Raw genomic sequence first — 14,017 nt, 5'->3', positions numbered from 1 at the left:
GGGCTGCGTCGGCGGCAGGCCGACACCCAGGAAGGAAAGCGTCGCCTCGGTGATGACGGCGAGCGCCAGATTGATCGTCAGGATGACGAGAACCGGGCCGATCACGTTGGGCAGGACATGGCGCAGCATGATCAGCGGCGCCGGCAGGCCGACGAGGCGTGCCGCCTGAACATAATCCTTATTGCGCTCGACCAGCGTCGAGCCCCGCACGGTGCGGGCATATTGCACCCAGAAGGACAGGCCGATCGAGATGACCAGAACATAGATCGCGGTGTCCTCGCGCGCGGCACTCTTGAAGATACCGCGGACGACGCCATCGATCAGAAGCGCGATCAGGATCGCCGGGAAGGTGAGCTGGACATCGGCGATGCGCATGATCAGCGAATCGACACGTCCGCCGAGATAGCCCGCGAGCAGGCCGAGCGTGATGCCGATCGAGGCGGCGAGGATCACTCCGAGGCCGCCCACCACCAGCGAGACGCGCAGGCCGTAGAGAATGGCCGAATAGAGATCCCGCCCCTGGTCGTCGGTGCCGAAGATGAAGCGGGCCTCCCCGCCCTGCTGCCAGGCCGGCGGGATGTTGGCGTCGGCGAGGAAGACGGAGGCAGGGTCGAAGGGATTGGTCGGTGCGATCCAGGGGGAGAAGGCCGCGCCGATGAACAGCAGCAGCACGACGAAGGCAGCGACCATCGTCACCTTGGAGCGCAGGAAGCTGGCCAGAATGTCGCTGTCGAGGAAGCGTTCCCAGCGGGTCGGGATCTTCTCGGGCGAAGCGGGCGGCTGAGTGGTCATGCTCATGGTTTCAACTCTCCGCCAGCTCAGTGCGCACCGATCGTCGCGCGCAGGCGCGGATCGACGGCGGCATAAAGCAGGTCGACGACCAGGTTGATGCTGACGAACAGGAAGGAGATCAGCATCAGATAGGCAGCCATGATCGGGATATCGACGTTCTGGACGGCCCGCAGGAAGAGCAGGCCCATACCCGGCCACTGGAACACCGTCTCGGTAATGATGGCGAAGGCGATGATCGAGCCGAGCTGCAGTCCGGCGATGGTGATGACCGGAACCAGCGTGTTCTTGAGCGCATGGCCGAAATTGACCGTCCGGGTGCGCAACCCACGCGCCCGGGCGAACTTGATGTAATCTGCCCGCAGCACTTCGAGCATCTCGGCGCGGACGAGGCGCATGATCAGCGTCATCTGGAACAGGCCGAGCGTGATCGAGGGCAGGATCAGTGCCTTGAGGCCGGACACGGTCAGCAGGCCTGTCGTCCACCAGCTGCCGATCTTCACGACCTCGCCGCGCCCGAAGGATGGCAGCAGGCMAAGCGTGACCGAGAACAGGTAGATCAGGAGGATGCCGATCAGGAAGGTCGGCAGACTGATACCGATCAGCGACACTGCCTGGAAGATCTTGGCGAGCCAGCTGTCGCGCTTCAGCGCGGTGTAGACACCCATCGGGATGCCGACGAGGAGCGAGAACAGGGCCGACATGAAGGCGAGTTCGAGCGTCGCCGGCGCGCGGTCACCCAGCAGCGAAATCACCGGAAGCCGGAACTGGTAGGACACGCCGAATTCGAGCCGGGCGGCGTTGTAGATATAGCGGAAGAACTGGACGATGACGGGGTCGTCGAGGCCGAGCGAGCGCCGGATCTGCTCGACCTGCGCCTGCGGCGTGTCGAGGCTGACGAGCTGGTTCACCGGATCGCCGACGAAACGGAACATCGCGAAGGCGATCAGCGCCACGCTCAGCATGACGAGAAGCGACTGAAACAGCCGACGCAGAATGAAAGCTAACATGGCCGCCTTGAATCCCCGGTTTGCCGAGGTCGGAAAACGCGCGGCCATCCCGGGCTGGGGGGACGCGGAGATCCAGAATCCAGCAGGAGCGCCATGCGCTGCAACGGATCCTGGTTCAGCGCGGCTGCACCGTCTGTCCGGGATGACGATGAGGATGAAGGAAGGCACGCGGATCGCTCCGCGCGCCTCTCACGTCACTCCTTGGTGGCGTAATAGAGCAGGACCGAGTTGTCGGCGCGCTGGGTCAGCTTGACCTTCTTCGAGACACCCCAGGCGAGAGCCTGCTGATGCAGAGGGATATAGGCGAACTCGTCCACCGTGATCTTGAAGGCTTCCTTGATCATGGCGTCGCGCTTGGCGGTATCGGGCTCGACCAGGATCTTGTCGGTCAGCGCGTCGACCTTCTTGTTGCAGTAGCCGCCGAGATTCGACTCTCCGCGCGACGAGCCGGCGACATCGCGGCAACCCAGGATGTCGTTGAGCACGTTGTGGCTGTCGAAGGTCCCGGGGGTCCAGCCGAGCAGGTAGAACGAGGTCTTGTAGCCGCCCGACTTCAGCACCTTGGCGAAGTACTGGCCCTTCGGCTGAGCGTTCAGGTTCACCTTGATGCCGGCGCGAGCCAGCATGCCGACCACGGCCTGGCAGATCTGGCCGTCATTGACATAGCGGTCGTTCGGGCAATCCATGCCGACTTCGAAGCCRTTGGGATAGCCGGCCTCGGCCAGGAGCTTCTTGGAGGCCTCGGTGTCGAACTTGGCCCGCGTGAAGCCGGCGTGCGGGAAAAGTTCCGGCGCGATCATCAGCGGCGACGGAGTCGACAGGCCGCGCATGACGCGGCTCTTGATCGTTTCGATGTCGATCGCCTGGTAGAAAGCCTGACGAACCTTCGGGTCCTTGAAGGGGTTCTTGCCCTTGACGTTGGATTCGAGCAGTTCGTCGCGGGTCTGGTCCATGCCGAGGAAGATCGTGCGCAGTTCCGGCCCGGTCATGACCTGGACATTGCCGGCGCTGTTGACACGCTGGATGTCCTGGATCGGAACCGGCTCGATCACGTCGACCTCGCCCGAGAGCAGGGCCGCGACCCGGGTCGCATCAGAAGCGATCGGCGTAAACACGATCTCCTTGAGATTGTGCTCGACCTTCTTGTTCCACCAGTTCTCGTTGACCTTGAAGACGGTCTTCACGCCGGGCTGATGGCTCTCGATCTTGAACGGGCCGGTGCCATTGGCATTGAGCGAGGCGTGGCTCGGCGTCGTCGCCGCTGCCGGTGTCGGRGCGACGGCGTTATTCGCCTCCGCCCACTTCTTCGACATGATGTACCAGGTGTCCCACTGGGCATTCAGGATCGGGTTCGGGGAGCTCAGCGTCACGTCGATCGTGTAATCATCGACCTTGGTGAACTTGGCGTCGGTCGGAATGCGCGTGGTGAAGTTCGAGCCGGGGGCGCGGACGCGCTCGGCCGAGAAGATCACGTCATCGGCGGTGAAATCCTCGCCATTGTGGAACTTCACGCCCTTGCGCAGAAAGAAGCGCCATTTCAGGCCGTCATCGGAGACTTCCCACTTCTCGGCGAGGGCGGGCTCGATCTTGAGGTCCTTGCCGCGCGCCGTCAGGCCCTCATAGGGGTGGCCGAGATGGGCATTGGTGGTGGTCTCGTTGACGGTATAGGGATCGAGCGACTTGAGCTCGCCTTGGTTGGCATAGCGCAGTGTCTGTGCCTGCGCGGCGCCGCACATCAGCGCCAGAGCCGCAACCGCGGCGAGGCAGTTCGTCTTGAATGACATAATTCGATCGCTCCCAATCGTTTTTGCTACCCACTCCTCCCGGGAGCGGCTCCCGCCGGGCGCCTCCCAAGCGCCCGGCGAAAGAAGATGGCAGATTAATGACGCTTCGTGAGCGGCGTCCAGTACGGCTGATGAGAAACGCTCCAGATTGCATTTTCTTGCGCACCGAACCCAAGGCTCACACGCAACCATCAAAATCGACGCCAGGAACGGACGTTCATGGCGTCGGATATCTCTCAGCGTGCCAATTCGGCGATTACGCCACGGATGAACCGCGCCCCGGCATCGAGCTGGGCTACCGTAATGAACTCGTCGGGCTGGTGAGCCTGGGCGATATCGCCCGGGCCGCAGACCACCGTCGACCAGCCTGCCGCCTGGAACAGCCCGCCCTCGGTGCCATAGGCGACGACATGGCTGCCATTGTCGCCGGTCAGCCGGCGTGAAAGGGCCTCCGCCTCGCCACGCTGCTCCGGTCCGAGCGCGGGCGTGAAGGAGGTGACTTCCATCTCGATGCCCGTCTCGGGCGCGATCGCCTTCATCCCGGCCTCGAGTTCGGCGATGCGGGCGCGGTAGCGCTCGACGTAATTCTGGTCGCGCTCGCCAGGAATGACGCGCACCTCATGGGTGAAACTGCAATGTTCGGCCGTGATGTTGACGGCCGTGCCGCCCTGGACCACGCCGACATGCAGCGTCGTGTAGGGCGGTTCGAAACCGTTATCATTCGGGGTCCGGGTCTTGTTTTCCGCCATGACCTCGTCGTGCCAAGCGATCAGCTTGCCGGCGATCATGACGGCCGGCACGCCGATGTCGACGCGGCTCGAATGCACCGCATGGCCGCGCACCGTCGTCTTCATCCGCGTACCGCCCTTGTGGCCGGTGACGACCTGCATCATCGAGGGCTCGCCGACGATCACCGCCGACGGCGTGAGGCCAGCAGTGACCATGGCCTCAATCATGATCCGCGCGCCGAGACAGCCGACCTCCTCGTCATAGGAGAGCGCGATATGGACCGGGCGCTTCAACCCGGCCTCGATCATCTCCGGCACCAGCGCCAGCGCGGTCGCGTCGAAGCCCTTCATATCGCAGGCTCCACGACCGTAGAGCTTGCCGTCGCGCTCGGTCAGCGTCCAGGGATCGGAGCTCCAGTCCTGCCCCGCGACGGGAACGACGTCGGTGTGCCCGGAGAGCACGACGCCGCCGGCAACCGCCGGTCCGACCGTCGCATAGAGATTGGCCTTCTGGCCGTCGGGGCTCGGAACGATCGTGCTCTCGACACCGAGGCTGGCGAGGTAATCACGGCAGAAATGGATGAGCTCGAGATTGCTGCGCTGCGATTCCGTATTGAACGAAACCAGCTTCGCCAGCATTTCCTTGGGGGTGTATTTCACGGGGTCGGATCTCCAAAGGCAGACGGGAAGGCAGGTTTCATGCCGACACGCTAGGCAGCCTGACAGCCAGGTCAATCGTCAGCTGTGGCTTGACCGGCCTGCGCCGGACGCGTTGATGTGCGCGCCGAGACGCCGGCGCCGCCGGGCCATGAGAGAAGTCCAGTCCCATGAATTTCGACGTCACGCTCGCCGATATCCAGGCTGCCGCCACCCGCATCTCCGGCAAGGTGCGGCGCACTCCGAGCTTCCATAGCGCCGGCCTCTCGGCGCGGCTCGGCGTCGAGACCGTGGTGAAGGTGGAGAGCCTGCAGCTCGGCGGTTCGTTCAAGGTGCGCGGCTGCTTCAACAAGCTGATGGCGCTCAGCGAGGACGAGCTGAAGCGCGGCATCGTCACCGTTTCCGGCGGCAACCACGCGATCGCGGTTTCGATGGTCGCCAAATCGATGGGCGCCCGCGCGCTCGTGCTGATGGCGAAGAATGTCGCGCCCTTCAATGTCGAGCTCACCCGGCAGGCCGGCGGCGAGGTCGAACTTTGCGAGGACGCGATCGAGGCCTTTGCCAAGGCCGACGAGTACGCGGCGAAGGGCATGACCAATGTCCACTCCTATGACGATCCGGCGATCATCGCCGGCCATGGCTCGCTCGGCCTCGAACTGGCGAATGATGCCAGCGGGCGCCTCGACCATGTCTTTATCTCGATCGGCGGCGGCGGCTTCGTGGCCGGAGTCGGCACGGCTCTCAAGGGACTCGACCCGGCGGTGCGCATTCATGGCGTCGAGACGGAGGGGGCAACGACGATGACCCAGGCGCTGGAGGCCGGCAAGCCGGTACCGATCCGGCCGACCTCGATCGCCCGCGCGCTCGGCGCCCCCTTCGCGACCGAACGCACCATGGCGGCAGCGCGCCAGTATCTGGAGGAGATCGTCACCGTGCCCGATGCCGAGGCCGTGCGCGAAATGGCCTGGGTGCTGCAGAACGGGAGGGTGCTGATCGAGCCGGCGGCAGGCTGCGTGGTTGCCGCAGCCGTGGCGCGCAAGGAGATGTTCAAGCCCGGGGAGCGCGTCGGCCTGATCCTCTGCGGCTCCAACGTCTCGCTCGACGATTTCGCGGCGTGGCGCAAGGAGTACGGGGTGTAAGGCAACCTCGTTGCCGCCGGGTTTGATGCTTGACCTTACGCCAGGGAGCCGACCGGTCAACGATGAGTTGACCTGCGCGATGAGCTAGCGTTGTCTTGGGCGGCGATACCCTGCCGTTCGAGGGAAGACCATGGCCGTCTTGCTCGCAGTGCTCATCGGGGTCGTGGCCGGGCTGCGCACCATGATGGCACCGGCCGCCGTCAGTTGGGCCGCCCATCTCGGCTGGATCAACCTCGGTGCCAGCCCCCTGGCCTTCCTGGGCTATGCCTGGACGCCCTGGATCCTGACCGCGCTGGCCATCGGCGAACTGATCACCGACAAGTTGCCGTCGACGGCGAGCCGCAAGGTCCCGACGCAGTTCGGCGGCCGCATCGTGACAGGCGCCCTGTCCGGCGCGGCCATCGGCGCCGCGGCCGGATCGCTCGCGCTTGGCGCGATCGCGGGCGCGGTTGGCGCCGTCGCCGGTACGCTTGGCGGGGCCGCAGCCCGGGCGGGCCTCGCAGGAGCTTTCGGTCGCGACAGGCCTGCCGCGCTGATCGAGGACGTGGTGGCGCTACTCGCCGCCTGGCTGATCGTGGTGGCCGCGCGATGAACCGGACTTTCGACGCCATCATCATCKGGGCCGGCCAGGCCGGACCTTCACTGGCAGGCCGGATGACCGGTGCCGGCCTGTCGGTTGCGATCGTCGAACGCCATCTCTTTGGCGGCACCTGCGTCAACACCGGCTGCATGCCGACCAAGACGCTGGTCGCCAGTGCCTATGCTGCGCATCTCGCGCGCCGTGGCGCCGAGTACGGCGTCATCCTGGATACGCCGCCGCGCATCGACATGTCGAAGGTCAAGGAGCGAGCCGCCCTCGTCTCCGCCAATTCGCGCCGCAATATCGAGACCTGGCTGCGCGGGATGAAGGGCTGCACCGTCCTCACCGGGCATGCGCGCTTCGAGAGCGCCGACCGGATGCGGGTGGGCGACGATGTAATCAGCGCACCCCGCATTTTCCTGAATGTCGGCGGGCGCGCCGTCGTGCCGGACATGCCCGGGATCGGCGACATCTCCTACCTGACCAACACCTCGATCCTTGGTCTCGACACGGTGCCGAAGCATCTCGTCGTCATCGGCGGCAGCTATATCGGCCTCGAATTCGCTCAGATGCACCGCCGCTTCGGTGCAGCCGTCACTGTTGTCGAGAAGGGTCCACATCTCGTGTCCCGCGAGGACGAAGAGGTTTCGGAGGCGATCCGCGATATCCTTGTCGCCGAAGGGATCGAGATCCGGACCGGCGCGGAGTGCATTCGATTCGCTCCCCACCCGGAGGGCATCGCGGTCGGCGTGGATTGCACTTCCGGCGCACCCGAGATCATCGGGTCACATGTCCTGCTTGCCGTCGGGCGCCGCCCGAACACCGACGATCTCGGTCTCGACAAGGCCGGGGTCGCAACGGATGCACGAGGCTATATCGAGGTCGACGACAGCCTGGCGACCAATGTCCCCGGCATCTGGGCAATCGGCGACTGCAATGGCCGCGGCGCCTTCACGCACACGGCCTATAATGATTTCGAGATCGTCGCCGCCAATCTACTCGATGGAGAGACGCGCAAGGTCAGTGACCGCATCCCGGCCTATGGGCTCTTCATCGATCCGCCGCTCGGGCGGGTCGGCATGACGCTTGCCCAGGCGCACGCCAGCGGCCGGCCGTTGCTGGTTGGCCGCCGGCCGATGACGCGCGTCGGCCGCGCCATCGAGAAGGGCGAGACGCTTGGTTTCATGAGCGTCATTGCCGATGCCGAGACGCGCCGCATCCTCGGCGCTGCGATCCTCGGGACGAGCGGCGACGAGGCGATCCATGGGATCCTCGACATAATGAATGCGGGCGCGCCCTATGACAGGCTGCTGCGCRCTGTTCCGATCCATCCGACCGTATCGGAGCTCATCCCGACGATGCTTGGAGACATGCGCGCCCCAAACTGACCTCAGAAATAGCGCGCCAGGTTCCGGCGGATCCTATCCACCGGCGGCTCCTGGCCGGCAGGGGCCTCAAACGCCTGGCCCGTAATGGTCTCGAAGGCGCGGATATAGACCTGCGAGGTCTGCGCGATGAGCTCGTCCGGGATCTCGGGGATCGGCTCGTTGTAGGGATCGCAGCGTGCGGCGACCCAGTTGCGCACGAAATCCTTGTCAAAGCTCTCCGGCCGCTCTCCCGCCGCAAAGCGCGCCGGGTAGCTCTCGGCGAACCAGTAGCGGCTGCTATCGGGGGTATGGATCTCATCGGCCAGCATGATCCGGCCCTGCCGATCGGTACCGAACTCGTATTTGGTATCGGCAAGGATGAGCCCACGTCCGCGCGCGATGTCCTGCCCCCGGGCGAACAGGGCCAGCGCATAGCCGGACACCGTATCCCACTGTTCCTGGGTCAGGAGCTTGCTGCCGACGATCTCGTCCGGGGAAAGCGGCTCGTCATGGCCGCCGTCGAAGGCCTTGCTGGTCGGCGTGATGACGGCATGAGGAAGCGCTTCGTTGTCGCGCAGGCCATCCGGGAAACGGATGCCGTAGAGRTCCCGCCTGCCCTGCTTGTACATGGTCAGCACCGATGTGCTGGTCGTGCCCGCGAGATAGCCGCGCACCACGATCTCGACGGGAAGGATATCGAGCTTCTGGCCGACGACGACGTTGGGGTCCGGATATTCCAGCACATGGTTCGGGCAGATATCCGCGGTCTTCTCGAACCAGAACCGGGCTGTCTGGGTCAGCACCTGCCCCTTGAACGGAATGCAGGCGATAGCGCGATCGAAGGCGCTGAGGCGGTCCGTGGCGATCAGAATGCGGCGCCCGTCCGGCAGATCGTAATTCTCGCGGACCTTGCCCCGATAATAGTTCGGCAGCTCCGGGATGACCGCTTCGCGAATGGGTTGAATCTCGGACATGGTGGACATCACTTCATCAAGGCGAGGAATCATGCAGGGAGAGAAACCCCGGCGCTGCGTTCCTTGTAGCCAAGTGGATCGATACGCACCATTGCGCTCTCGCTGTCGCCCCTGCGCGATGCTAGGGAGCGCCATAACGAAGGGCGAGCGCCGGAGGTKAGCAGCCATGTTTCAGGCACAAGCAATCGCGAGCAGCGACAAGGCAGGGTTCTATCGCGAGCTGACCTCGCAGCTTGAGGGCCTGCTGGCGGGAGAAAGCGACCCGATCGCCAACGCGGCCAATACCTCGGCACTGCTGTTCCAGATGATGCCGGATCTGAATTGGGCCGGATTCTACATCATGCGGGACGGCGAGCTCGTGCTCGGGCCGTTTCAGGGCAAGCCGGCCTGTGTCCGCATTCCCGTCGGGCGCGGCGTCTGCGGAGCGGCGGTCGCTCGCCGGCAATCCATGCTGGTGGAAGACGTCCATGCGTTTCCCGGCCATATCGCCTGCGATGCAGCCTCGCGCTCGGAACTGGTCGTGCCGCTGCTCCGCGACGGTGAGGTGATCGGCGTGATCGATCTCGACAGCCCCCACCCCTCCCGCTTCGACACCGCCGACCAGGCCGGAATCGAACGGATCGCCGAGATCTATCTCGCTGCGAGCGCCTGCTAGACCGATCCATCCCCCGGCTGCGGGCGGAAGCGCGATGCGCCAATCAGCAGGCCGCGGCGGAGAGGCCCTCGTTGGTGTCCGCCACCGGAGGCACGACTCCGTGCTGCCCAGGTACGAGGGGGTCCGGAACCGACGTTGCCACCCATCTCGCCAGAGCCGTGCGGCCGGCGTCGGTCAGGGCGTAGACGCCGCGATCGGCTCGCTCGAACCAGCCATAGACGTTGCGGTGCAGGATCTTCTGTGCGTCCGGGCATGACTGTTTGAGATCGCGCGGCCGCTGCGGGCCTGCCGTCATGGCTGCAGCGCAAGCGAGCGCCTGCTGCCGGTAGGCCGTCATGATCGGTGCGCGCGAACCGCCGCCTGCGACAGGGTCTCCCCGACGCCGCTTGTGCTCCTCCACGAGCTTCGAACGCCGCTTGGCATCCTTGCGCGGCGTCGGCGCGGCCGGGGAAACGAGGATATCGACGCGACCGGACAAAGCGACCCCGAGAAGGCCGAAACCGAGATGCMGGCACAGATTGCGGTAGCGGGAATCGCTCTCGCGTCCCTTCCCCCGCGCCGACAACCGGGCTGCAAGCCAGATCTCGTCACCGAGCTTCATCCGGTCCACGCCCTGCAGGATGAGTTCGAGATTGAAGGTCAGCTTCAATTCTCCCACCACGACGACAGCCGGATCATCGCCTTTGAGACCAACAAGGTCGCAGCGCCCGACCTCACCCTTCACGGAATAGCCCAGGCCTTCGAGGAAGTGTTTGACCGGCAGATAGAGGGAAGTTTCCACGCGAGATCTCCGGTGCATTCCGATGCCGGACCGTTCCAGCAAGTCCGTGGCGCTGACCGCTACACCAAGGTGCAGCGGCGGTCGTTTCGGAATGGCAAACGGGAGGCAAGCCGGATGAGATCGACGGGCAGGCGTTCTGAACGCGGCACCTCAAAAGGCCGATGGCAACGCAAGGGGCAGCCCCCTGTCCAGGCGGCCACCCCTTGGGAATTCGTCACCGCGTCGATCCCGCGACGGGACCGACCTGCCATGACAGCTGGATCAGTGCGCCAGTCGCAAGGCGCCGCGGATTTCGGACTTCGCTCCTTCGAGATCCCTTTGGAAATCGGGGTTCCGGTAGGCGAGAACCGCGATCATCGCGGCCATCTCCCGGCCCGCCTGGATGTCGCTTGGGTAGTGCACTCCGCCGATCACCCGGTTCTCGCCGAATTCGACGGCACGCCCGAAGATCGCCTCGCCCTTCTCCGGCACGATATCGGCCAACACGATCGCGGTGAGGTACGAGAATGCAGCGTGACCGCTCGGATAAGAGCCGCTGTTCGCATATTTGGCGACCGGCTTGAGACGAGCGTCCACCACCGGCGGCCGCTGGCGATCCCATTTTTCCTTGCCCTGCTTGTTGAAGGCGCTCTCCGTCTTGTAGACCTTCGTGAAGAATGCCGCCGCTTTCGGCAGTTTTTCGGCCGTGAATTCGGGTCCCATCACGTCGGCGAAGCGAAAGACGCTCTGCTCAAGGTCCGCGACCGACCGCTCGGCTTGTTCGGCTGTTCGCTTCTCCTGCAGGCTTAGCATGATCTCGAGCTCCCGCCGGGTCGTATCCGCTGATGGCGGCGGCGCCATGAACCGGGTCGTGTCGAGTTGCTCCGGCGACACATAGTATTTGCTGCTCTGGACCTCCGCGCCGGCATAGCCAATCGCAAGAAGCGTAAGTCCGAGAGTCAGGCCCGCGAGTCTTTTCATCTTGTTGTCTCCCGATAAGCGTTTCTTCCCTGCTGCGGGAAGCAAGTCCGCGCAGCGCTCGATGCTGATCAAGAAACACGCCAGTCGTGCCCGCACCGCATGACCGCAATAGAATCAGAGGGTTGTCACGATTTCGGCGCCGAGCGGCGCGGGTAGTGTCAGGGAACGATGAGTAAAACCCGTAACATCGGCCGCGAGCATGGGTCATCGAAGATACCTCCTTGCAGCGCGGCCACTGATGCAGCCGGCAGCAAGAGGCGCCGGCATCCCCGGCAAAAGGACAGCAATCTGGCCCTACGTCATTCGTCGCCTCGCCCCCAAGCGAAGGCATCGACGACAACACTCGCACGAAATGAAGGTGAGCTGCCTACCGGCTCATGGCCTCGAACACATTGCGCATCGATGTGCTTGGGATGCCGAACAGGCCGCCATAGGGCGAGTTCAGGTCAACGATCACGAACATCACGCTCGATATCGAAACCACACCGATCGCCAGGACGATGGCGGCCAGCAGCTTGCGGGGGACCTGCAGGCCGAAGCTGACGAAGACCAGCATCAGCCAGAACGTCAGGACGTTCGTGAACAGCCGCGACGCCGGGTCCCTCGCATCTTCAATCACCGCCCAACGACGTTGTTGCAGGCTCATGAAATTCGCACGGCATTCCGTAGCCAGGTTCGCATGCAACCCGTCGACAGGGGCGAGGCCATTGATCTCGAGGCCGATCTGATTGACCAGCACGCTGAGCGTCGGGCTTTCCCCGTGGCGTCCCATGGTGCTGGGATCAGGATAGGCAATGCCGGTCGGCCTTTCCTCGTCGGGCCAGGTGCTCGCGATCACCGCGGCGGTATAGCTCCGGAGATTCTCGCGGGCCTTCTCAGCCCCCGGGCCGAAATTGCGCAGGCACTGATCGAGCTGGGCCAGTTGCCCGGCATCCGCGTTCCTGTCCCGGTACGCCATGTCGAACGCGCTCTTCACGCTCGACAGCTGCAGGCTGAGGACAAGCGCCGCAAAGGTAACGAGGAGGCTCGTGATCAGCCGCAGCGCTTCCATGTTCCTTTCGGTCAGGTGCTCCTCGGGCAACCGGCTCCGCAGCAGGAGGCCGAACACCGCGGCTGCGCTGAGCAGCGAGCAGAACGTGAAGGCTGAAAGCCACTCCACCATGACAGATCCTGCTCTCCTGGAAGCCCGCGACACGGACACATGCAGTCATCTCGACCGCGAGAACGATCTGCCGCCGACACCAGCCATCGATCCAGAATGATGCGAGGATTGCAACCATACGCGGTCGCGACGCCATTCCTCCGCTTCTGCCCCCTCATGCCGCAATCGGCTTGGACAGACCCGGTCGGACCGCGCTAGCTTGCATGACTTGGCAACCCGATTTCTGCCAACCTTCCCTCTCTGCCCGAGGACATGATGCCGAAGTCCGAACTCATCGCGGCGCTGACGCCCGAGCTCACCGCGATCCGTCGCGATTTTCACCGCCATCCCGAACTGCTCTTCGACGTGCATCGCACGGCGGGCATCGTTGCCGAAAAGCTCAGGGCCTGGGGCGTCGACGAGGTGGTGACAGGCATTGGCCAGACCGGCGTCGTCGGCGTGATCAAGGGCAAGCGCCAGGGTTCCGGCAAGGTAATCGGCCTGCGTGCCGACATGGATGCTTTGCCGATCCACGAGGAAACCAATCTCGAGCACCGCTCGACCGTGCCCGGCAAGATGCATGCCTGCGGTCATGACGGCCACACCACCATGCTGCTCGGCGCCGCGAAATATCTCGCCGAGACCCGCGATTTCGACGGCACCGCGGTCGTGATCTTCCAGCCGGCAGAAGAAGGCGGCGGCGGGGCCAAGGTGATGTGCGATGAGGGCCTGATGGAGCGCTTCGGCGTGCAGGAGGTCTATGGGCTGCACAACAAGCCTGGCATGGCGATCGGTCAATTCTGCATCCGCAAGGGCCCGCTGATGGCCGCTGCCGATCGCTTCCTGATCAAGATCGAGGGCAAGGGTGGCCATGCCGCCGCGCCGCACGACACCAAGGATCCGGTGGTTGCCGCCTGCCAGCTCGTGACCGCGCTGCAGACTGTCGCCTCGCGCAATGCCGACCCGCTCGATTCTGTCGTGGTCTCGGCGACAGCGATCAATGCCGGCGAAGCGTTCAACGTCATTCCGCAGACCGTCGAGATCAAGGGCTCGGTCCGGACGCTGACGCCTGCCATGCGCGACCTCGCCCAGAAGCGCATCCTCGAGATCGCCGACGGGCTGGCGAAGGCGTTCGATCTCAAATGCGACGTCGACTACGACCGCGGCTACCCGGTGACCTTCAATCACGCCGGGCAGACGGATTTCGTGACCAGCGCCACGCGGAACGTTTTCGGCAAGGACGCGATCGACACCGAGATCCCGCCGGTCATGGGGTCGGAGGATTTCTCCTTCATGCTCGAGGAGCGCCCCGGCGCATATATCTTCATGGGCAATGGTGACTCGGCTGGCCTGCACCACCCGGCCTATGAGTTCAACGATGCGGCGATCCCGGTCGGGGTGACCTATTGGGCGAGCCTCGTCGAGATCGCCATGCCGCCGCGCGCAGCCTGA

Annotated in this window: 13 protein-coding genes; 5 read left to right on the top strand and 8 right to left on the bottom strand. The window is 64.5% G+C overall.

Features of this window, described 5'->3' with window-relative positions; genetic code table 11:
• The 4 genes from AC1DJT_RS09275 to argE form a co-directional block, all read right to left on the bottom strand.
• The coding region (locus tag AC1DJT_RS09275) for an ABC transporter permease (RefSeq protein WP_476833941.1) at positions 1-798 on the bottom strand (798 nt) is incomplete at its 3' end.
• A 20-nt stretch (positions 799-818) separates the two neighbouring features.
• Complete coding sequence (locus AC1DJT_RS09270; protein WP_476833940.1) at positions 819-1,799, bottom strand: ABC transporter permease; 981 nt, start codon at positions 1,797-1,799, stop codon at positions 819-821.
• 194 nt (positions 1,800-1,993) lie between these two features.
• Positions 1,994-3,583, bottom strand: a complete 1,590-nt coding sequence (locus AC1DJT_RS09265) for an ABC transporter substrate-binding protein (protein ID WP_441506105.1) — start codon at positions 3,581-3,583, stop codon at positions 1,994-1,996.
• A gap of 236 nt (positions 3,584-3,819) precedes the next feature.
• On the bottom strand, positions 3,820-4,971 hold the full coding sequence (gene argE, locus AC1DJT_RS09260; RefSeq protein WP_441506104.1) for an acetylornithine deacetylase: 1,152 nt from the start codon (positions 4,969-4,971) through the stop codon (positions 3,820-3,822).
• 167 nt (positions 4,972-5,138) lie between these two features.
• Between argE and AC1DJT_RS09255 the strand changes: the two genes are divergently transcribed.
• From AC1DJT_RS09255 to AC1DJT_RS09245, 3 genes are all read left to right on the top strand, one after another.
• Complete coding sequence (locus tag AC1DJT_RS09255) at positions 5,139-6,107, top strand: threonine ammonia-lyase (protein WP_441506103.1); 969 nt, start codon at positions 5,139-5,141, stop codon at positions 6,105-6,107.
• 130 nt (positions 6,108-6,237) lie between these two features.
• A complete protein-coding gene (locus AC1DJT_RS09250; protein WP_441506102.1) occupies positions 6,238-6,699 on the top strand; it encodes a DUF4126 domain-containing protein in 462 nt (153 codons plus the stop codon).
• Complete coding sequence (locus tag AC1DJT_RS09245; protein WP_476833939.1) at positions 6,696-8,075, top strand: FAD-containing oxidoreductase; 1,380 nt, start codon at positions 6,696-6,698, stop codon at positions 8,073-8,075. The genes AC1DJT_RS09250 and AC1DJT_RS09245 overlap by 4 nt, the downstream gene beginning before the upstream one ends.
• Before the next feature lie 2 nt (positions 8,076-8,077).
• Here AC1DJT_RS09245 and AC1DJT_RS09240 read toward each other — a convergent pair whose 3' ends face one another.
• Entirely contained in the window at positions 8,078-9,028 is a 951-nt protein-coding gene (locus AC1DJT_RS09240) for a phosphoribosylaminoimidazolesuccinocarboxamide synthase (protein ID WP_476775466.1), read from the bottom strand.
• 166 nt (positions 9,029-9,194) lie between these two features.
• On the opposite strand from AC1DJT_RS09240, the gene AC1DJT_RS09235 reads away from it, so the two are divergent.
• Complete coding sequence (locus tag AC1DJT_RS09235; RefSeq protein ID WP_441506099.1) at positions 9,195-9,683, top strand: GAF domain-containing protein; 489 nt, start codon at positions 9,195-9,197, stop codon at positions 9,681-9,683.
• A 43-nt stretch (positions 9,684-9,726) separates the two neighbouring features.
• Here AC1DJT_RS09235 and AC1DJT_RS09230 read toward each other — a convergent pair whose 3' ends face one another.
• From AC1DJT_RS09230 to AC1DJT_RS09220, 3 genes are all read right to left on the bottom strand, one after another.
• Positions 9,727-10,464, bottom strand: a complete 738-nt coding sequence (locus AC1DJT_RS09230; protein ID WP_476833938.1) for a DUF2161 domain-containing phosphodiesterase — start codon at positions 10,462-10,464, stop codon at positions 9,727-9,729.
• A 261-nt stretch (positions 10,465-10,725) separates the two neighbouring features.
• A complete protein-coding gene (locus tag AC1DJT_RS09225) occupies positions 10,726-11,496 on the bottom strand; it encodes an acid phosphatase (RefSeq protein WP_441493534.1) in 771 nt (256 codons plus the stop codon).
• Between the two features lie 295 nt (positions 11,497-11,791).
• Positions 11,792-12,586 (bottom strand): bestrophin-like domain, encoded by a 795-nt coding sequence (locus AC1DJT_RS09220; protein ID WP_441493533.1) that lies wholly within the window; start codon positions 12,584-12,586, stop codon positions 11,792-11,794.
• Positions 12,587-12,841: 255 nt separating this feature from the next.
• Between AC1DJT_RS09220 and AC1DJT_RS09215 the strand changes: the two genes are divergently transcribed.
• Entirely contained in the window at positions 12,842-14,017 is a 1,176-nt protein-coding gene (locus AC1DJT_RS09215; protein ID WP_441493532.1) for a M20 aminoacylase family protein, read from the top strand.

The sequence above is a fragment of the Allobosea sp. 05T422_2 genome, from assembly GCF_056396265.1.
This window is presented reverse-complemented; position numbering and strand designations above follow the sequence as displayed.

Coding starts and splice junctions, on each gene's coding strand:
- AC1DJT_RS09255 (WP_441506103.1), top strand. CDS start 5,139: ATGAATTTCGACGTCACGCTCGCCGATATCCAGGCTGCCGCCACCCGC.
- AC1DJT_RS09250 (WP_441506102.1), top strand. CDS start 6,238: ATGGCCGTCTTGCTCGCAGTGCTCATCGGGGTCGTGGCCGGGCTGCGC.
- AC1DJT_RS09235 (WP_441506099.1), top strand. CDS start 9,195: ATGTTTCAGGCACAAGCAATCGCGAGCAGCGACAAGGCAGGGTTCTAT.
- AC1DJT_RS09220 (WP_441493533.1), bottom strand. CDS start 12,586: ATGGTGGAGTGGCTTTCAGCCTTCACGTTCTGCTCGCTGCTCAGCGCA.
- AC1DJT_RS09215 (WP_441493532.1), top strand. CDS start 12,842: ATGCCGAAGTCCGAACTCATCGCGGCGCTGACGCCCGAGCTCACCGCG.